Below are 17,603 nucleotides of genomic sequence, written 5' to 3'. Positions count from 1 at the left end.
CCCCTTATTCAACCGTTAATGTAATATTGTCAATTAAACGTGCATTATCAAACTTCACTGCAATTGCAAGAATAATACGCCCACCAATTGTTTCAACTTCCGTCAAAGTTGGGTACGCATATAGATCTGCATAATCGACGATACCTTGTGTATTTTTCTCAATATATTCTTTCACAAGACGTGTAATGATTTGCGGATTACGCTCTCCAGCTTCAATTCGTTTTTTCGCTATACATAAACTTTGATATAAATGTGGTGCTTCCTCACGTTCTTTTTCTGATAAATATACATTACGAGAACTTCTTGCTAATCCGTCCTCTTCCCTAACGATATCAACAGGTACAATTGTGATTGGAATATTGAAATCACGTACAAATCCTTGGATAACAGCGACTTGCTGTGCATCTTTCATACCGAAGTAGGCACGCTTTGGCATTGTAATATTAAATAGTTTCATCAATACAGTCGCAACACCTTCAAAATGAATCGGTCTTTGCTTACCACATAATACGTCTGTACGCTTTATAACTTCAACCTTTGTTGTCTGTTCTGCAGGATACATTTCTTCTACGCTCGGATAAAATAAATAATCCACCCCGGCTTCTTTTGCTACTTTCTCATCTCTCTCGATATCCCGAGGATAGCAATCTAAATCTTCATTTGGTCCAAATTGTAATGGGTTTACAAATACGCTTAAAATAACAACTTCATTTTCTTCCCTTGCTTGACGTAATAAAGTTGCATGCCCTTCGTGTAAATATCCCATCGTTGGAACAAAACCGCTATCTTTACCACTTGCACGAATTTCACTAGCAATTTGCTGCATCTCTTGCACTGTTGTTACAATTTTCATCACTGTTTCCCTCCGTATAATGCTACACATTCTTCCTCTTTCATTGTGAATGAATGTTGTTCTTCCGGAAATTGTCCTGCTTTTACTTCAGCAACATATTGCGCGATTCCGCGTACAATTTCTTCTTGAACTGATGTATATTGTTTCACAAATTTTGGAACACGCTCCACTCCATACGAAATGAGATCATGATAAACAAGTACTTGACCATCTACTTTACTACCTGCACCAATACCTATTGTAGGAATCGTCAGCTGCTGTGATACAAGCTCTGCTAGTTGCATTGGTACGCATTCTAAAACGATTGCCATTGCACCAGCCTCTTCACATTTCTTAGCATCTTCTAACAATTTCTTTGCACTTTCAGCATCTTTTCCTTGTACTTTATAGCCACCTAATACACCTACAGATTGAGGTGTTAAACCAAGATGAGATACAACAGGAATTCCTGCATTCGTTAAGAAGCGAATGATTGATACTACCTCATCCGCTCCTTCTACCTTCACTGCATGTGCTCCGCTCTCTTGCACGATGCGGCGCGCATTATGCATCGTTTCTTGCAAAGATACATGGTAAGACATAAACGGCATATCCGTTACAATAAAAGTTTCCTTTGCGCCGCGGCGCACTGCTTTCGTATGATGAATCATATCATCTACCGTTACTGGAATGGTAGAATCGTATCCAAGTACAACCATTCCAAGGGAATCCCCTACTAAAATCATATCAACTTCAGCTTCTTCTGAGAGCTTTGCAGATGGATAATCATACGCAGTAAGCATCGTAATCGGCTCACCTTTCTCTTTCATTTTTAAAAAATCTGTTGTCGTTTTCAAAAACTACTCCTCCTTTATTCAGGAGAGAGGAGATGGCCGAAATCATATAAAAAACCCATCTGACCAAAAAAGGGCAGATGGGTTGTGTTAGTCGGCAAAATTCATCCCTCTGTCCCAGTCCGTTGTTGGATCAAGGCAGAATCCAAATTATTTTTCTTCATTGCTTGAAATAATGGTGCAGTTCACTCAGATACTGCCCATATTCGAACTAATTATAGCAAACTAAGAAATAAAATTGCTACATTTTTTTGAAAAAATAATTTTCTATTCCTATTACAGTATGTGAAATTTCAAGAATAGCAACGAATATAACAGTAAACAATTCTATTCTTACTGTCATCCAATGTACAAATAAAAAGAAGCTCCCAAGCAGGAACTTCTCTCTACTTAATTTCTATATCAGCAGAATGAATATGATGAAGTTGACCTTTATCATCTTCTAACATAAGTACACCATCCGCTGTAATTCCTTTTGCTACACCTGTAATCGTATCTTTCATCGTTCGGGCCGTAATTTCTTTTCCAATACTTATTGCATAACTTTCCCAAAGAAGTTTAATAACCGAAAAACCATTTTTTACATATTCTTGATATAACTTTTCCATTTGTAAAAAGATCTGTTGCATAATCTCTGCTCGCACAATTGGTTTTCCTGATTCAATTGCTAAAGATGTTGCAATTTCTTTAATCTCATCTGCAAAATGTTCTTGCCCTTGATTTGCATTAATTCCAATTCCCATAATAACAGCATTAATCTTATCTGGGTCAGCCTGCATCTCTGTTAAAATACCGACAGCTTTTTTTCCTTCAATTAAAATATCATTGGGCCATTTAATTCCCACATTCACACCTGTACATTTCTCAATTGCTTGTGCTACACTAACAGCTGCTAATAAAGTAAGCTGAGGGGCATGATGAACGGGAATAGCTGGACGTAAAATAATACTCATCCAAATCCCTGTCCCTTTTGGTGAGTGCCATTTTCTACTCAAACGGCCGCGTCCTGCTGTTTGCTCTTCCGCAACGACAATTGTTCCCTCCGCCGCCCCTTCATAAGCAAGTTTTGCTGCAATATGCTGCGTAGACTCTACAGATTCTTTAAAATAAACAGTTCTCCCTATAAATTCTGTCTGTAAGCCTAATTGAATTTCATTCGCTGTTACTTTATCTGGCTTACTAGCAATCCGATATCCTAGACGGCGCACAGCTTCTAGTTCATATCCTTCGCTCCGAAGATCCTCCATATGTTTCCAAACAGCGGTTCTTGAGCAGCCAAGCTTGTCACTAATTGTTTGACCAGATACAAACTCGCCATCTGCTGCAGAAAAAATCTGCAGCAATTGTTTTCTTATAGTAGATTGCATCCTTGTAGCCACTCCCTTATTTTCTCTTTCTCATTTTCTAATCGTTCTTGTAAAATTTCTTCTTCGATTCTTTGCAACACTTCTGCCACCCATGGTCCAGGCGTTTTTTCTGTCCAACCTAACAAATCATTACCGCTTACTTTCATTTCCTGACGATTATGAATGGATAATGAATCAAATAATGACTGTACCTGATTTACAGAAAATATATCATATTTTTTTATAATAGCTTGATATACTCTTTCCGCCATTAAAGCAGTATGCAAACCTGTCTTGTATAGAAAAACTGCATCCCAAGACTTTGTTTTTCTAGAGCGGATTGCTAATATAACAGCTACAATATCTTTTATTTTTTTGTTTGAAAATTTCCATTGACGCAAGAAAACTGATGGATGTTCTTCACCAATACAATATAAGAAAAATGCCCACGCCTCGATATCGGTTTCAAAAAAATCCCAGTTATATTGCATAGCTTTTAAAATTCTTTCTTCTGACATTTGTAAATATGGTAAGTGCGTAACTAGTTTCGTCTCTACTAGTTGTTGAAGCCCATTTACACAATATTTACCCGTCAACAGCTTTTCAAACTCAACTGTAATTCTTTCAATCGCTATATGTTCCAGTAAATGCCCATACTCCTCAATCGCACGTTTCGTTTGTTCCTCTAAAAAGAATCCTAAAGTACTAACAAAGCGAATACCCCGCATCATACGTAGTGCATCTTCTTGAAAGCGATCCGCAGCATTCCCTACTGTTGCAATTTCTTGTTTACGAATTGCCTCTTGCCCCGCAAACAAATCAATGATGTTTCCTTCTTCATTCATCGCAATCGCATTCATAGTAAAATCTCGTCGTTTTAAATCTTCTTCTAATGAACGAACAAACTGAACACTACTTGGTCTGCGAAAATCTTCATAATCACTCTCCGTTCGAAATGTTGTCACTTCATACGGAATACCTTCTTGAACAACAATAACCGTACCATGTTCAAGCCCAACAGGGACATGTCTTGGGAATAAATGCATCACTTCTTCTGGAAGAGCTGATGTTGCGATATCAATATCACCAATTGGTCTATTGATAATAAAATCACGCACACTTCCCCCAACAAAATATGCTTCATGCCCATGTTGTTTCAATGTCTCAATAATTGCTCCAGCTTGTTTAAATCGTTTCATTTTTGTCATCCCTTAGTATGTCATAATAAATTGCCTCATATTGTGAAACAATATTTTCTGAACGAAATTGCTCATATACAGCTTCCATGGCGCGCTGTGCCATATTTTGATGGAGATCGTCGTTTTTAAGCAATTGTATCGCTTGCTTAGCTATACCTTTGATATCTCCAACTTCACATATATATCCCGTTTCACCATGTTGAATAACTTCTGGAATACCTCCAACACGCGTACCAATACATGGCACACCACACGCCATTGCTTCTAGTAAAACGAGGCCAAAGCTTTCTTTTTCTGATAAAAGCAACATTAAATCGCTCATTGCAAGAAGCTCAGCAACATTATCCTGTTTTCCTAAAAACAAAACATGTTCTTCAATATGTAAGCTTTTCACCAACTGTAAAATTGTACAAAATTCTGGCCCATCACCAACAAGTAATAATTTCGCTGCCACTTCTTTTACAATTTTAGCAAATGACTGGACAACATCTTGTGCACGCTTGACCTTGCGAAAATTCGAAATATGAATTAATACCTTTTCATCTTCACGTATGCCATACTCTTTTTTTAGTTGGGACATATCTCTCTTAAAATAGACACGCTCATCAATAAAATTATATACAGTTTGAATTTCTTTATTTGGCTTTACAAGCTCATGTGTTTCTTGAATTAACGAGTGAGATACAGCTGTAACAACATCAGATTGCTCAATACCAAACCGTATTAAATTATTTAGAGAAGGATCTGAACCAAGTACAGTAATATCAGTTCCATGTAACGTCGTAACGATTTTAATATCGTCTCCAATCATTTGCTTTGCTAAGTATGCACAAATTGCATGTGGTATTGCATAGTGTACATGTAAAACATCCAAGTTTTCTCTCTGTGCAACCTCTGCCATTTTACTTGCTAATGCTAAATCGTAAGGTGGATATTGAAAGACAGAATATTGATTTACCGTTACTTCATGAAAATAAATGTTTGGATATACTTTATTTAATCGGAATGGAACTCCAGAGGTAATGAAGTGAATTTCATGACCTCGTTCAGCCAATTGTTTTCCTAATTCAGTTCCTACAACCCCAGAACCACCAACAGAAGGATAACATGTTATACCTATTTTCAATTTCATTTACATCCCCCTATTAAATCAGCATGTAATAAAACTGGCTTTTTACTCATAAATCCTTCAGCATACATAACTCCAACTTCTTTTCCAAACATTTTCTCACGAGCGATTACTGTTTCGACATAACCTTCTGTTAAAGGTGTCTTCACACCATCACTTCCTGCTGTAAATTGGCTTTCATAGGCTTCTAACGCGGCTATCTTTTCAGAAAGATGTTCGCTAATATCAATGCAGAAATTCGGTTTATGAAAACCATTAATCATATAATAATAAAAAGATTGTACGCGATGTGGTGACATTTCTGGCATATATTTACGAACACCTGCTGAAAACACAGCTTCTTCCACGAGTTTCGCACAATTCGCATGGTCTGGGTGGCGATCTTCATAGTATGGTGCAAAAATAAGCGTTGGCTTATATGTCCGAATAATTTTTACGATTTCTCTTATATATTCTTCTTTCATATACAGACCGCGGTCTGGCATTGCTAAATTGATTCGCTCTGTCACTCCCATGATACGAGCGGCTGCTTGCGCTTCTTCTTTTCTTAGTTCAACCGTCCCATTTGAGGATAAATCGGCTTCTGTCAAATCACAAATGCCAACTTCATATCCTTGTTTTGTATATTTGGCAATAGTGCCAGCCATGCCGATTTCAACATCATCGGCATGGGCACCAAACGCTAATATATGTAATCCTCTCATAATTTGTTCCCTCATTTTCGTAACTTTCGGTAGTCTAAATCTCCTCGTTCTAATGCATGCATTAACATCTCAGCACTTGCCATATTCGTTGCAAGCGGAATCGCATACACATCACATAAACGAAGCAATGCATTTACATCTGGCTCATGTGGTTGTGCTGTTAGCGGGTCCCGAAAGAAAATCACCATGTCTAAATCGTTTTTTGCAATCATTGCACCAATTTCTTGATCGCCGCCAAGAGGACCAGATTGATATCTTGTGACTGTAAGTCCTGTCGCTTCCATAATGCGAAGGCCTGTTGTTCCCGTAGCAAAAAGTTCATGTTGTTCAAAAATTGGTTTATATGCGTATGCAAACGAAACCATATCATCTTTCTTTTTGTCATGTGCAATTAAGGAAATCTTCATCCGTCTTCCCCCCCCCTTTAATCGATAATCTTCTCTAATCCATATACAAGATGGTCAAGATTCATTACTGTTTCAATAGATAATTTTACTCCAGACATAAATGATGCTCTGTTGAATGAATCATGACGAACTGTTAACATCTGTCCGTCTCCGCCAAACAATACTTCTTGATGCGCAATAAGCCCTGGTAAACGCACGCTATGAATATGAATACCATCTACATTTGCACCACGTGCTCCTTTTAATTGTTCTGTTTCATTTGGATGACCTTGTTGTTTTGGTTCACGATTTTGACGAATTAAATCTACCGTTTTTACAGCTGTACCTGATGGTGCATCTAATTTTTGATCATGATGTAGTTCAATCACTTCAACATCTTGGAAATATTTCGCTGCCATTTGAGAAAACTTCATCATAAGTATTGCACCAATTGCAAAGTTTGGAGCAATAATAGTACCTACCTGTTTTTCTTTCGCAGTGTCTGTTAAATGCTGAAGTTCTTCTTCTGTAAACCCTGTCGTACCAATAACGGAACGAAGACCATGTTCAACAGCGAGTGTAACATGTTCTTTGCCGACCTCTGGTGTCGTTAAATCTAGCAATACATCCGCTTCTACTTCATTTAAACAAGTATGTAAATCCGCATAGATTGGTGCATGTAATGTAGGCATTCCAGGAAGATTTGAAATCATTTCACCACCATGCTTATAATCAACTGCTGCTACTAATTGAAAATGTGGTGTTCTTTCCATTAGAAGTACTGCTTCGTGTCCCATACGTCCTCTTGGTCCAGCAATAATCACTTTAATATCTTTCATTATTCTTTCTCTCCCTCTTCAATACGTGTCCAGCGATCTTTATCACGTGTATTAAATTTATCCATTACAATGTTATGTGCTGTTTCTAAATCAATATGTAAGCTATTTGCCATGCAGATCATAACAAATAATACATCTCCAAGTTCTTCTTCAATTGTTCGTTCTTTTTCAGTCGTTTTCTTCGGCTTCTCACCGTAATAGTGGTTCACTTCCCTTGCAAGTTCACCCATTTCTTCTGTCAAACGAGCCATCATTGCAAGCGGACTGAAATAACCTTCTTTAAATTGACTAATATATGCATCTACTTCTTTCTGCATATCTTTCATCGTTTTTTGTTCCATGTTGTTCACCTCTAATCCTTCCTCTTTCATGTTAGCCAATTCATGGCGATTTGACAAATATTATTCCTCTTTCGTCCCTATTTGCCACGTATTTTTGGATAGACTATAATAAAGTGAAACTTTCTTTTGCAAATGTTCTTCTTGCAAAAGATTAGTTGAACCAATCGGGCTCTTACGGTTAGTTAGTCTTTTCTTCTCACCTTACTCCTTACCAACCGTTAGTGCGGGGTAAAGTGAAACTTTCTTTTGCAAATGTTCTTCCTGTAAAAGGTTACCTCTTACCAATTACAATCATACAAATGACTTACTATTCTTATCGTGTTTCTTCGTCATTAGCTATTTCAACGGAGCGAAGTAACAATTACATATTAGGGGGCTTGCTACATGAAAACCAACTTAAAGATTCGAAACATTATATTTATTTTGATTGGTTCCGCTATCTTCTCTTTTGGCATCGTAAATATTAATATTGAAAATCACTTAGCAGAAGGTGGCTTTACAGGAATTACGTTATTGCTTTATTTTCTCTTTTCCCTTGATCCATCGTATACAAACTTAATCTTAAACATCCCTCTCTTTTTTGTCGGTTGGAAATTACTCGGCCGAACAACTTTCTTATACACATTAATCGGAACGTTTAGCGTCTCCTTATTTCTATGGATTTTTCAGCGCTACGAATCATTAAATTTACATTTGAATTTGCAAAATGATATGACATTAGCAGCCCTGTTCGCTGGAGCATTTATTGGGATTGGTCTCGGAATTATATTCAAATACGGTGGAACAACTGGTGGCGTCGATATTATTGCTCGATTAGCTCATAAATATGTTGGCTGGAGCATGGGAAAAACAATGTTTATGTTTGACGCTGTTGTCATTGTCATCTCCATTCTTACATATCTATCTTATCGCGAGGGCATGTATACGTTAGTTGCGGTCTTTATCGGAGCAAAGGTCATTGACTTTATGCAAGAAGGAGCATATGCAGCAAAAGGAGCAACCATTATTTCAGATAAAAACGACGAGATTGCTGCCAAGATTTTATCCGAGATGGAGCGCGGGGCAACCTTTTTAAAAGCAGTTGGCTCTTATACAAAGATTGAGCGAAACGTACTTTATTGTGTTGTGGCAAAAAATGAAATCGTAAAACTAAAGAATATTATTACTTCAGTAGATCCTCATGCATTTGTTGCAGTAAGTGATGTACATGATGTAGTTGGTGAAGGCTTTACATTAGACGAAAATAAAAATCCATTACATAATTAAACATGCTAGATCTCTAACATTACTACACTTTCCAAATACACAACTTAAAAAGCTATCGAACCCGATAGCTTTTTAAGTTGTAAACCACTATAAAGAAAACTTCTACTATATATACTTCCCTAATTTTTCTAAATCCTCATAAATCAAATCCAACAAGCCTCTATTATAAAAAATTGATGCTGGATGAAATGTCGGAAAAATATTATATATCTTCTCGGTCCATATAAAATCTGTACTTTGATTATTTTTTAGTCTTCGTACTGGCTGCTGCAATAATTGTCCATGAACATCAGTAATTTTTTTATCTGGTCCCACTAAACGCTTTAATGCAATATTTCCAAGTGTGACAATAACCGGTGCTTGCACGTGCTCCATCTCATAATCTAACAAAGGAGCATGTATAAGTATTTCTCCCTGATTTGGGGTTCGATTATATTTCTGCTGAGCAACTTGCCCGCTCCGCTCTCTTTTCTCTCTCCATATATAAGGCCGGCTACGTACAGTGCTCGTAATATATACTTCTTCCCTTGTAAGGCCGATACGTTCTAAAAATCCCATTAACTCCTTACCTGCTCTTCCACTAAACGGAATGCCATTATGAATTTCTGTTTCTCCTGGCGCTTCTCCAACAAGCATTAGTTTCGGCTTTTCAGGACCTTGTCCACATAAAAAACCTTCTAATGGATAGGGAGCACTAAGTTTTTTCACATGCAGTACTAATGAATCTGGATATTGCATTTCCATCACCTTCACTCATAATCATTTTACCTATGCTTCTTACTATTATAACTTGCTCTTTAAATTTCATTATGCTACTTGTTATCAATTTACAATAATAAACAAATTATAAAACAAAATTCATCGCTTCTCTCTGAAACTTAAGGCTTGAGTCTTACTGTCCACAAATAGCGGGATAAAGAAAAAGACTATCGAAATCGATAGTCTTTAATCATCGCTACGCTGCATCCCTGTATAAACTAATACTAGACGAAGCAATTCAAATACCGCTACTGCCGCCGCTGCAACATATGTTAAAGCTGCTGCATTTAATACTTTACGTGCTTGCCCATATTCGTCTGTTGATACAATTCCAAGTGCTTCAATTTGCTGCATTGCGCGTTTTGAAGCATCAAACTCAACCGGCAATGTAACGAGCTGGAAAACTACACCTGCTGCCATTAAAATAATCCCTAGTAACAATAGCTTTGTCATCGATGCAAATATACCAATCATAATGAACACCCATGACATGTTCGATCCGAAGCTTGCAACTGGAACTAAAGAATGACGAAAACGCATAAACTTATAATCTTTCGCATCTTGAATCGCATGCCCTACTTCATGAGCTGCTACAGCTGTTCCAGCAACTGAATGACCATAATAGTTATCAGTTGACAAGCGAACCGTTTTGGCTGTTGGGTCATAGTGGTCTGACAAATGCCCTGGTGTTTCTTCTACAGCTACGTTATACAAACCATTTTCATCTAAAATTTTTCGAGCTACTTCCGCTCCTGTCATACCCGATGTTGAATACACCTGTGAATATTTGCTATAAGCACTGCGTACTTTTGACTGTGCATACAACGGTATGATCATAATGATCGCGAAATAAACTAAATAAAAAGCCATTATGAACCTCCATTGAAGTCGTAATTATAGTACTATCCATTCTATTTTCTTCTTTATATATTGTCAATAAAGAAACCTTACAATCCTTGTCTATATTAGTGATCTTATCGATTTTTAGAATGTATCCCACTGGTACGCTTCGCTTTCTCTCCCTTATATTTTCTCCAACCGACGTACGTTAATGTAAAGAAAATAAGTCCACCTGTAATTGTCATAAACCATATGAGAGAAGAGTCCACTTCATCTTTCTTTGCTGTTTGAAATATTTTTTGTAAATCTCCTTTTATAATCCCTACTTGCATTTGTCCACTTTTATTTTTTAACATCACATTACGGAATTCATCCAAATACGATAAATGCGCATTTACACGCTGTGATTGATTTTCCGGCAATGCAATCATTAAACTTGGATAAATCACATCAAATTCATGCAAAAATGTATTTAATGATTGTTGGAATCGTTCATCATCTTCTGTTTGAAGTGCCTTTTCAACTTTATCAAAAGCCCCCATAACACGTCCTTCTCGTTCTATCCAAAGCGGTTGATACTTAGATACTTCCGCATCTACCACCAATTGTAGTGCCAATACATCATCTATTTTTATTTGCTGATCTAAACTTTCTTCCCCAAGCGATCGCTGTGCCCTGTCATACGCTAAAGAGATTACCCGAAAATGCATGGGTGTTAGTTTATTTTCCTTTTCATTCTCCCGCAATACAAATTGTTCTGAAAAATGTTGCAATACTTGCGTTGCTTTCTTATATTCTTCTTGTTTTACAAGTTGCAAGGAATCATCTAATAGCCCCGTTAACTCATTCCATTTTTCAGCGTATATACGTACTGGAAACAATATAATCAGAAATGCTATCATTCCAATTAAGACTCTCTTCATTCCGGTCCCCCCTATAACTACTAGTACAAAATATGTTAAGGTGGACAAGAATAGAACAGAACGAAACCGAAAAATATTTTATGAATAAAGATTTTCCATTGAAGACTTCCGCTTTTTTAATAAATATCTATACATACAATAACAAAAAGCACTCCCACATAAAATCAATATTAAAATTACACATGCTGCATGCATAAAAAACTGTTCTGGTAGCATTAAAATAATAGGATCTGTTTCACTATCAAATTGCCAATAATCATTGCTAAAAAGAAGTTTATGGAATAGTACAAAACTCTTTTCAAAATTAATTGCAATAGGCAAAGTAAGCGCAATCGGAAATATAATGGTCAAAATTGCGCCATGTAATAAAAACTTCATCTTTCGTTTACGCAATAAATACCCCCCGCCCAATAAAGCAATACTGAGCGCCATACACATCCCGTATTGAATCTTCACTAAAATATTTTTCACATCAACAAAATGAATTCTTCCACTTGTTGACATATCTAGTGTAGGCAATTGTAATGATTCATGATAAAAAGGAGAAAGGTATGTCATCAGTACATCATAGTTCTTCTTAATTTCTGATTCTGTCATATTTGCTAAATCTGGTATATTTAAAAAATGTATATCTGCATAATATAACCATTTCCCATATACAACAATTGTAGTTGCAATAGCAAAAATAGAAAATGCTATACAGTATGAGACAATAGTAGTTATCAAACGATCGAATATTCTTACACCTATCTTATTTTTATTCATTTTCTTTCTCCAATTCCTCATTTAATTTCATAACGAAAACTGTTTTCGATTTTTTCTCAAACAATAATAGTATGTAATAGTTAATACAACAATACTTAACCAAAATGTAAAGTAACCAATCTGTTCTACAAACAAATGCATAATACCATATCTCGGCATTTGCCAAAACAAATAGTCGATTACATCATTATGTAACGTCCATATACCTGCTACAATAAAATGCCACTTTTTTATACGGTAAAACGGGGCATATAATAAACCTTGTATAGCCATTGCAAAATGAGAAAGCACCAACATATAACTCATAAACTCAAGATTGCCCTTAACCATAAACATAATGCCATTTACAACAACAGCCCAAATACCATATTTCATTAAGGAAACGATTGCTAAAGCTTCTATTAGTCCCCAATTTTTATTACACAAAAAGGCCAGTAATACAAAAACAAAGAAGAAACTTGCAATAGGACTATCAGGAACAAATGGCCAGAATATCAATGAAGTTTCCATCAGTTGATCTCCATACCAAATAAAACCATATATTGTCCCTAAAATGTTAATGATGAACAAAAGTAGTAAAACCGAACGCTGTCTTAATAACGCATACACGTAGACCAATATGTATATACAACACCTTTCAAACAAAGTAACTTTTTTATTCTCTAAAACGCTATGCTTTTATTATAGCAAACTTTGTGTTACAAACAGAAAAGCTGACTACAAATTCGTAGTCAGCCTTCAATTATTTTTTATTATATTTCGTAATAAATTCTGAGAGCTTCTTCAATTCTTCATCTGTGCCCTTAAATACTCCTTTAGGCATCGCACCTTTTCCATCTTTCGCAATCTTTGCAATTTCTTCTGGTTTTAACGTTAAATTCTGCAGCGCTGGCGCCGCTGCACCACCTTGCAAGTTATCACCATGACATGTTAAACATGTATTTTTTTGCATCAATTTATAACCTTCATCATTTTTATCTACTGGTGTCGTTTTCACAATTGCACCTTGTTTTTTTGCAGCTTCCCAGTCATGATGTGCCACAGACTCCCATGTTAAAAAGATGATAGAAGCAATTGCTAAAAGCATGAATCCAGTTGCAACTGGTCGTTTCAATGGACGTCTTTCAGGACCTCGATCGAGAAATGGCGCCAATAGTAATGCTCCAAATGCAATCCCTGGCATAATAAACGCGCCGATTACAGTAAATGAGCCTGATGCATATGAGTACTTTAAAAGCTGATACAGAAATAAGAAATACCAGTCTGGAAGTGGTATATATCCTGCATCTGTAGGATCCGCCATTCTCTCAAGTGGCGACGGGTGCGCCACCGTTAAACATAAATAACCGATTAAAAAAACCGCACCAACCATCCATTCTTTCAACAAGAAGTTCGGCCAAAACGCTTCTGTTTTCCCTGGATATTCAGAATAATCTTTCGGGATATTCGGTTTACGTGCTACAGGTACTCGTGAATCTCCCACAAACTTCATCCCTTTGCCGCGATGCATAATCTCCCTCCTTCAATTCAGTTTTTCTCCTATTCTTTCAAATTAGCAATCTCTTACTTATAGCGGACCAGAAATACCTTGTTTGCGAATCATGATGAAGTGGAAGGCCATTAAGCCTAGAAGTGCTGCTGGTAAGAAGAAGACGTGAATAGCAAAGAAGCGAGTTAATGTTTGAGCCCCGACAATTTCGGAGTGACCAGCAAGTAATGTTTTAATATAAGGGCCGATAAGCGGTGTTTGCTCCGCAATTTGAATCCCTACTTTTGTTGCAAATAACGCTTTCATATCCCATGGTAATAAATATCCGGTAAAACCAAGACCTAGCATAACAAAGAAAATAAGAACACCGACAATCCAATTTAATTCACGAGGTTTCTTATATGCACCTTGGAAGAAAACCCTAAGTGTATGTAAAAACATCATTACAATTACAAGGCTGGCACCCCAATGGTGCATGCCACGTACAATTTGTCCATACGCAACTTCATTTTGTAAATAATAAACCGATTCCCAAGCATTTTTAATATCCGGTACATAATACATTGTTAAAAACATTCCTGACAAAATTTGAATTACAGTAACAAAAAACGTAAGTCCTCCAAAGCAGTAGACGAATGCAGAAAAGTGATGTGCTGGATTTACATGTTCGGGTACTTCATGGTCGGCAATATCACGCCATATCGGTGTAATATCTAACCGTTCGTCCACCCAATCATAAATTTTATTTAACATCTATTTCGCACCCCCTCTTGGCTTTGCTTTTCCTAAATAAAGCGTTCCATCCTTCACTTTGGATTCATACACATCAAGTGGAGCAAGAGGCGGCGTTCCCTTTATGTTTATGCCATCTTTTGTGTAACGTCCCCCGTGACATGGGCAAAAAAATTGATTAGGATGCGACTTGTCTGAATTCCAGTTAACCGTACACCCTAAATGTTTACACACTGGAGAAAACGCTACAATGTCTCCGCTTTCATCTTTATGCACCCAAGCAGATTTTGGTTCTTCGGACTTGTACCATCCATCAACCTGCTTTACCTTAAAGTCAAAGCGTTTTGGTTCTGTTGTAATCTCTTTAACTTGCGCAACAGCAACCATCTCTCCCCCCGCTTCTTTCCTTAAAACTGGATCAAGTGCAAAGCGCGTCATTGGCATTAAAATTCCAGCTGCCATAAAACCTCCTACACCTGTAAGCGTGTAGTTTAAAAATTGTCTTCTTGACACACGATGTTCTTTCTCGCTCACGAAAATTTCCCCCCTCTATCAGAAATTGTCCCCTCGTGACAAAACAGTATAAAAAAATAAAAACTAGGACACTATCATGATATAATACCCACATGCGCAGGTCAATATCATACTACTCATAATCATAAGAACTATCTGCTTATTTTTTATTTTCCCACTTTTCTGTCAATAATTCCATTATATTTTTTACATGCGCATGAATTACTTCTCTTTTCGCTTGATCACTAAATTCCTCTAGCGATAAAGCAGGTAACCAAAACAAATGACCTGGTAACGTATCTACACCCTCTTTCCATGCAAAGTCACTTGTAACATAAGCAATATGTTTCAATCCTTGCTCCTGCAAATGACTTGTCCAATCTTGTAAACGCCCTTTCTCTTGCTTTTGCTGCTCCGTTAAGTACGTAAACGGCGGTAACAAAAGCACTCTTCCTTTATATTCTCTTTCTAACTCCATGCTTAAAGTTTCAATAAATTCCCCTTGCGCTACAACACTCTTCATTTCTTTTGCTACTGAAATAGAAAGAAGGGGTATAATACCAGTATCCACATACTCTCTAGCTTGTTCAAATTGCTCCGCATCTTTTACAGCCCATTTCATCATAATTCCCTCCTTTGCCCATTATCTCATTCTAAATGACAGAACTTTCACTTTATATCTATTAAACCATACTAAAACAGGTAAAAAAAGAAAAACTACCTATATTAGGTAGTTTTTCTTTAAATAGTTAGAAATTTGTCAAAATTAAAGAAAATCATCATTCCCTACAAACTTTTCAATTCCTCTGTTAACTTACAAAAAGCTTCCTTATCTTGATTGTCCAGCGCTTCATCAATTTGCTTTAAAAGTCGATCTCTTCGAAATGAAAATACACTCTCTTCTAAAAATCGTTCTGCAAGTAAACGATCTTTTTCATTTACTTCAATATGCTTTGGCAAGTACGGATTTTCTTCTAATACTGCTACATAATTTGCATTTTGGAACGATGATTTAAAATTAAGTTGAATATAAATATCCTCATCTCGATTTAAACGAATGTCATGAAATGATTTTTCTGCATCCGTCGTCATAACATTTTGTTTAAAGAAGTGAAACGGTGTATCTTTCACACAATTTGCTGACATCACTAAACCACGAGGGCAATATTTTGCATGTTCTACGAAGTGGACTTTGTGCATTAATTGATCATGACTCATTAAATAATTTAAAATCCATACACATTCACGCTGTTTCAGTTGATAATTGTTTAAAAACCATTTTACAAAATCCTTCTTCTCGTTTACAGAAACAGGGGTATTCATAGCGCTCAGTCCCTCCTCTGTCTTTCTCTTTTCTTATTTAGATTCAAGAAGCAGCATTCACTTTCCTTCCAACTTATGAAAAATCCTCTAAATTATATAGCAATTCTTCGATGTGAATTTGTGTTGGATCCAGTTGTAGTAAGCGTGTAAATACTTCTTTCGCTTCTTTTCGCAACCCTTCTTCTAATAGGAAATAACCGTACTCTTCCAAGAAATCCGGATGATTCTTAAAAGAAGTATATGCACTCTCATAGTGTTTTAATGCATCAGAATACATTTCTAATTGTTTTTTCGCAAATGCCAGATCCCAAAGTAATTGTGTATCTTGTTCTCCACTATCCATTGCATTTTCTACAACAACAATTAGTTCTTCATATTTCTCTTGTTCTTTTAAGATATATGCATATTTTAATATCGCACCTAAATGTCCTGGATCAATCTGTAATGCTTTTTGAAGCAATTCTTCTGCTTCTGCTAATTTCCCTATCTTCGCTGCAATATTTGCAAGTTCTACATAAAGAGGCACAGATAATTCATCAATTTTAATTCCTTCATGAAGTGTTTCATAGCTTTCTTGAAGCATTCCTTCTCTTTCATAACATTTAGCCAAATACATATATAAGGATGCATATTCTGGGTCTAGTTCTTTTAATTCTTTCCAAGCTCCAATCGACCTTTGATACTCTTCACCTTGATAAAGTGTAAATGCATACCCAAATAAAGAATGAATATCTTTTTGTTCTTCTAATCCTTCTTCATAGTACGTAATTGCTTCTTCCCAGTTTCCAATTGCACTTAGCGTTTCAGCTAAGCGAAGGGCAATTACAACACCTCCCATTACTTTGTGATCAGAAAGTAATGACTGGTAATAAGCAATCGCTTTTTGCTCCTCACCTTTACTGCTATAAAGTTCTGCTAGTCCAAAAGTAATAACAGGCTCTTCTGGCATCATTTCTTTTGCTTTTAATAGTTTTTGCTCTGCAACATCATCGAAGCCCTGCATTTGAAATAGATCCGCAACAAGTAGTAAAGATTGAACATACAGTTCATCGTCTTCAGAGATATCATGAAGCACTTCAATTGCCTCATCTTCTTTATCTAAATCAATATATAATTCTGCTAAAAATATTGTAAACTCACTTTCTTCTGGATATAACAAACGTAAATCTTCTGTAATCGCTAACGCTTCATCAATAAATCCAAGCGTATGATAGTAGCGAGCAATATCATACTTCTCTTCATCTGTCCCTTGTTTTACCAATTCTTTTAATTGTGTTAATCCTTTTTCCGCTTCCCCATTTTCAATATAAGAAACAGCCTGTTCAAACTTTTGCATAAATGTCTCCTTTAATTCTTATAATAT

Annotated in this window: 21 protein-coding genes; 1 reads left to right on the top strand and 20 read right to left on the bottom strand. The window is 36.4% G+C overall.

What is annotated here, in order from left to right; genetic code table 11:
• Positions 1-4: 4 nt before the first annotated feature.
• The 9 genes from panC to NSQ40_RS08200 all read right to left on the bottom strand — a co-directional run bounded on the left by panC (position 5) and on the right by NSQ40_RS08200 (position 7,630).
• Positions 5-853, bottom strand: coding sequence for a pantoate--beta-alanine ligase (panC, locus tag NSQ40_RS08240; RefSeq protein WP_098114633.1), 849 nt, complete (start codon positions 851-853; stop codon positions 5-7).
• Complete coding sequence (gene panB, locus NSQ40_RS08235; RefSeq protein WP_003196375.1) at positions 853-1,689, bottom strand: 3-methyl-2-oxobutanoate hydroxymethyltransferase; 837 nt, start codon at positions 1,687-1,689, stop codon at positions 853-855. The genes panC and panB overlap by 1 nt, the downstream gene beginning before the upstream one ends.
• A gap of 383 nt (positions 1,690-2,072) precedes the next feature.
• Positions 2,073-3,053 carry a biotin--[acetyl-CoA-carboxylase] ligase gene (locus tag NSQ40_RS08230; protein ID WP_098100763.1) on the bottom strand — a complete coding sequence of 327 codons (981 nt, stop codon included), beginning with the start codon at positions 3,051-3,053 and terminating at the stop codon, positions 2,073-2,075.
• Complete coding sequence (locus tag NSQ40_RS08225; protein WP_033796007.1) at positions 3,038-4,231, bottom strand: CCA tRNA nucleotidyltransferase; 1,194 nt, start codon at positions 4,229-4,231, stop codon at positions 3,038-3,040. The genes NSQ40_RS08230 and NSQ40_RS08225 overlap by 16 nt, the downstream gene beginning before the upstream one ends.
• The gene (gene bshA / locus NSQ40_RS08220; protein ID WP_018764288.1) at positions 4,218-5,363 is read right to left on the bottom strand and encodes an N-acetyl-alpha-D-glucosaminyl L-malate synthase BshA; all 1,146 of its coding nucleotides are present in this window, start codon (positions 5,361-5,363) and stop codon (positions 4,218-4,220) included. The genes NSQ40_RS08225 and bshA overlap by 14 nt, the downstream gene beginning before the upstream one ends.
• Positions 5,360-6,064 (bottom strand): bacillithiol biosynthesis deacetylase BshB1, encoded by a 705-nt coding sequence (gene bshB1, locus NSQ40_RS08215; protein WP_003196368.1) that lies wholly within the window; start codon positions 6,062-6,064, stop codon positions 5,360-5,362. The genes bshA and bshB1 overlap by 4 nt, the downstream gene beginning before the upstream one ends.
• Positions 6,065-6,075: 11 nt before the next feature.
• Positions 6,076-6,471 carry a methylglyoxal synthase gene (gene mgsA, locus NSQ40_RS08210; RefSeq protein ID WP_003196367.1) on the bottom strand — a complete coding sequence of 132 codons (396 nt, stop codon included), beginning with the start codon at positions 6,469-6,471 and terminating at the stop codon, positions 6,076-6,078.
• Between the two features lie 17 nt (positions 6,472-6,488).
• Positions 6,489-7,289 (bottom strand): 4-hydroxy-tetrahydrodipicolinate reductase, encoded by an 801-nt coding sequence (dapB, locus tag NSQ40_RS08205; protein ID WP_003206495.1) that lies wholly within the window; start codon positions 7,287-7,289, stop codon positions 6,489-6,491.
• On the bottom strand, positions 7,289-7,630 hold the full coding sequence (locus tag NSQ40_RS08200) for a nucleotide pyrophosphohydrolase (protein ID WP_044880798.1): 342 nt from the start codon (positions 7,628-7,630) through the stop codon (positions 7,289-7,291). Before NSQ40_RS08200 ends, dapB begins: the two co-directional genes overlap by 1 nt.
• 384 nt (positions 7,631-8,014) lie before the next feature.
• On the opposite strand from NSQ40_RS08200, the gene NSQ40_RS08195 reads away from it, so the two are divergent.
• Positions 8,015-8,896: a YitT family protein gene (locus NSQ40_RS08195; protein WP_016114108.1), complete on the top strand. Its 882-nt coding sequence runs from the start codon at positions 8,015-8,017 to the stop codon at positions 8,894-8,896.
• Positions 8,897-9,001: 105 nt separating this feature from the next.
• Here NSQ40_RS08195 and NSQ40_RS08190 read toward each other — a convergent pair whose 3' ends face one another.
• The 11 genes from NSQ40_RS08190 to NSQ40_RS08140 form a co-directional block, all read right to left on the bottom strand.
• Positions 9,002-9,640 (bottom strand): uracil-DNA glycosylase, encoded by a 639-nt coding sequence (locus NSQ40_RS08190; protein ID WP_371391949.1) that lies wholly within the window; start codon positions 9,638-9,640, stop codon positions 9,002-9,004.
• 201 nt (positions 9,641-9,841) lie between these two features.
• Positions 9,842-10,525, bottom strand: coding sequence for a zinc metallopeptidase (locus NSQ40_RS08185; protein WP_018764284.1), 684 nt, complete (start codon positions 10,523-10,525; stop codon positions 9,842-9,844).
• Positions 10,526-10,629: 104 nt separating this feature from the next.
• On the bottom strand, positions 10,630-11,418 hold the full coding sequence (ypjB, locus tag NSQ40_RS08180) for a sporulation protein YpjB (RefSeq protein ID WP_018764283.1): 789 nt from the start codon (positions 11,416-11,418) through the stop codon (positions 10,630-10,632).
• A gap of 78 nt (positions 11,419-11,496) precedes the next feature.
• The gene (lit, locus tag NSQ40_RS08175; RefSeq protein WP_018764282.1) at positions 11,497-12,183 is read right to left on the bottom strand and encodes a lipoprotein intramolecular transacylase Lit; all 687 of its coding nucleotides are present in this window, start codon (positions 12,181-12,183) and stop codon (positions 11,497-11,499) included.
• Between the two features lie 27 nt (positions 12,184-12,210).
• Positions 12,211-12,801, bottom strand: a complete 591-nt coding sequence (locus NSQ40_RS08170) for a DUF1405 domain-containing protein (RefSeq protein ID WP_098100765.1) — start codon at positions 12,799-12,801, stop codon at positions 12,211-12,213.
• A gap of 124 nt (positions 12,802-12,925) precedes the next feature.
• A complete protein-coding gene (qcrC, locus tag NSQ40_RS08165; RefSeq protein WP_003206500.1) occupies positions 12,926-13,693 on the bottom strand; it encodes a menaquinol-cytochrome c reductase cytochrome b/c subunit in 768 nt (255 codons plus the stop codon).
• 57 nt (positions 13,694-13,750) lie between these two features.
• Positions 13,751-14,425, bottom strand: coding sequence for a menaquinol-cytochrome c reductase cytochrome b subunit (gene qcrB, locus NSQ40_RS08160; RefSeq protein ID WP_000932700.1), 675 nt, complete (start codon positions 14,423-14,425; stop codon positions 13,751-13,753).
• Positions 14,426-14,938, bottom strand: a complete 513-nt coding sequence (gene qcrA, locus NSQ40_RS08155; RefSeq protein ID WP_003196349.1) for a menaquinol-cytochrome c reductase iron-sulfur subunit — start codon at positions 14,936-14,938, stop codon at positions 14,426-14,428.
• Between the two features lie 139 nt (positions 14,939-15,077).
• Positions 15,078-15,539: a YpiF family protein gene (locus tag NSQ40_RS08150; protein ID WP_018764280.1), complete on the bottom strand. Its 462-nt coding sequence runs from the start codon at positions 15,537-15,539 to the stop codon at positions 15,078-15,080.
• A 164-nt stretch (positions 15,540-15,703) separates the two neighbouring features.
• On the bottom strand, positions 15,704-16,240 hold the full coding sequence (locus NSQ40_RS08145; protein ID WP_003206504.1) for a ReoY family proteolytic degradation factor: 537 nt from the start codon (positions 16,238-16,240) through the stop codon (positions 15,704-15,706).
• A gap of 73 nt (positions 16,241-16,313) precedes the next feature.
• Positions 16,314-17,576 carry a tetratricopeptide repeat protein gene (locus NSQ40_RS08140; RefSeq protein ID WP_003196347.1) on the bottom strand — a complete coding sequence of 421 codons (1,263 nt, stop codon included), beginning with the start codon at positions 17,574-17,576 and terminating at the stop codon, positions 16,314-16,316.
• Positions 17,577-17,603: the final 27 nt, after the last annotated feature.

The organism is Bacillus sp. FSL K6-6038 (assembly GCF_038050455.1).
Lineage (GTDB): Bacteria > Bacillota > Bacilli > Bacillales > Bacillaceae_G > Bacillus_A > Bacillus_A pseudomycoides.
The sequence above is the reverse complement of the archived record's forward strand: the minus strand, read 5'-3'. Positions and strand labels throughout refer to the sequence as shown.

Bases quoted from the DNA above. Each gene is read 5' to 3' on its own strand.
- panC (WP_098114633.1), bottom strand. From the start codon at position 853: ATGAAAATTGTAACAACAGTGCAAGAGATGCAGCAAATTGCTAGTGAA.
- NSQ40_RS08230 (WP_098100763.1), bottom strand. From the start codon at position 3,053: ATGCAATCTACTATAAGAAAACAATTGCTGCAGATTTTTTCTGCAGCA.
- NSQ40_RS08225 (WP_033796007.1), bottom strand. From the start codon at position 4,231: ATGAAACGATTTAAACAAGCTGGAGCAATTATTGAGACATTGAAACAA.
- bshA (WP_018764288.1), bottom strand. From the start codon at position 5,363: ATGAAATTGAAAATAGGTATAACATGTTATCCTTCTGTTGGTGGTTCT.
- bshB1 (WP_003196368.1), bottom strand. From the start codon at position 6,064: ATGAGAGGATTACATATATTAGCGTTTGGTGCCCATGCCGATGATGTT.
- mgsA (WP_003196367.1), bottom strand. From the start codon at position 6,471: ATGAAGATTTCCTTAATTGCACATGACAAAAAGAAAGATGATATGGTT.
- dapB (WP_003206495.1), bottom strand. From the start codon at position 7,289: ATGAAAGATATTAAAGTGATTATTGCTGGACCAAGAGGACGTATGGGA.
- NSQ40_RS08200 (WP_044880798.1), bottom strand. From the start codon at position 7,630: ATGGAACAAAAAACGATGAAAGATATGCAGAAAGAAGTAGATGCATAT.
- NSQ40_RS08195 (WP_016114108.1), top strand. From the start codon at position 8,015: ATGAAAACCAACTTAAAGATTCGAAACATTATATTTATTTTGATTGGT.
- NSQ40_RS08190 (WP_371391949.1), bottom strand. From the start codon at position 9,640: ATGGAAATGCAATATCCAGATTCATTAGTACTGCATGTGAAAAAACTT.
- NSQ40_RS08185 (WP_018764284.1), bottom strand. From the start codon at position 10,525: ATGGCTTTTTATTTAGTTTATTTCGCGATCATTATGATCATACCGTTG.
- ypjB (WP_018764283.1), bottom strand. From the start codon at position 11,418: ATGAAGAGAGTCTTAATTGGAATGATAGCATTTCTGATTATATTGTTT.
- lit (WP_018764282.1), bottom strand. From the start codon at position 12,183: ATGAATAAAAATAAGATAGGTGTAAGAATATTCGATCGTTTGATAACT.
- qcrC (WP_003206500.1), bottom strand. From the start codon at position 13,693: ATGCATCGCGGCAAAGGGATGAAGTTTGTGGGAGATTCACGAGTACCT.
- qcrB (WP_000932700.1), bottom strand. From the start codon at position 14,425: ATGTTAAATAAAATTTATGATTGGGTGGACGAACGGTTAGATATTACA.
- NSQ40_RS08150 (WP_018764280.1), bottom strand. From the start codon at position 15,539: ATGAAATGGGCTGTAAAAGATGCGGAGCAATTTGAACAAGCTAGAGAG.
- NSQ40_RS08145 (WP_003206504.1), bottom strand. From the start codon at position 16,240: ATGAATACCCCTGTTTCTGTAAACGAGAAGAAGGATTTTGTAAAATGG.
- NSQ40_RS08140 (WP_003196347.1), bottom strand. From the start codon at position 17,576: ATGCAAAAGTTTGAACAGGCTGTTTCTTATATTGAAAATGGGGAAGCG.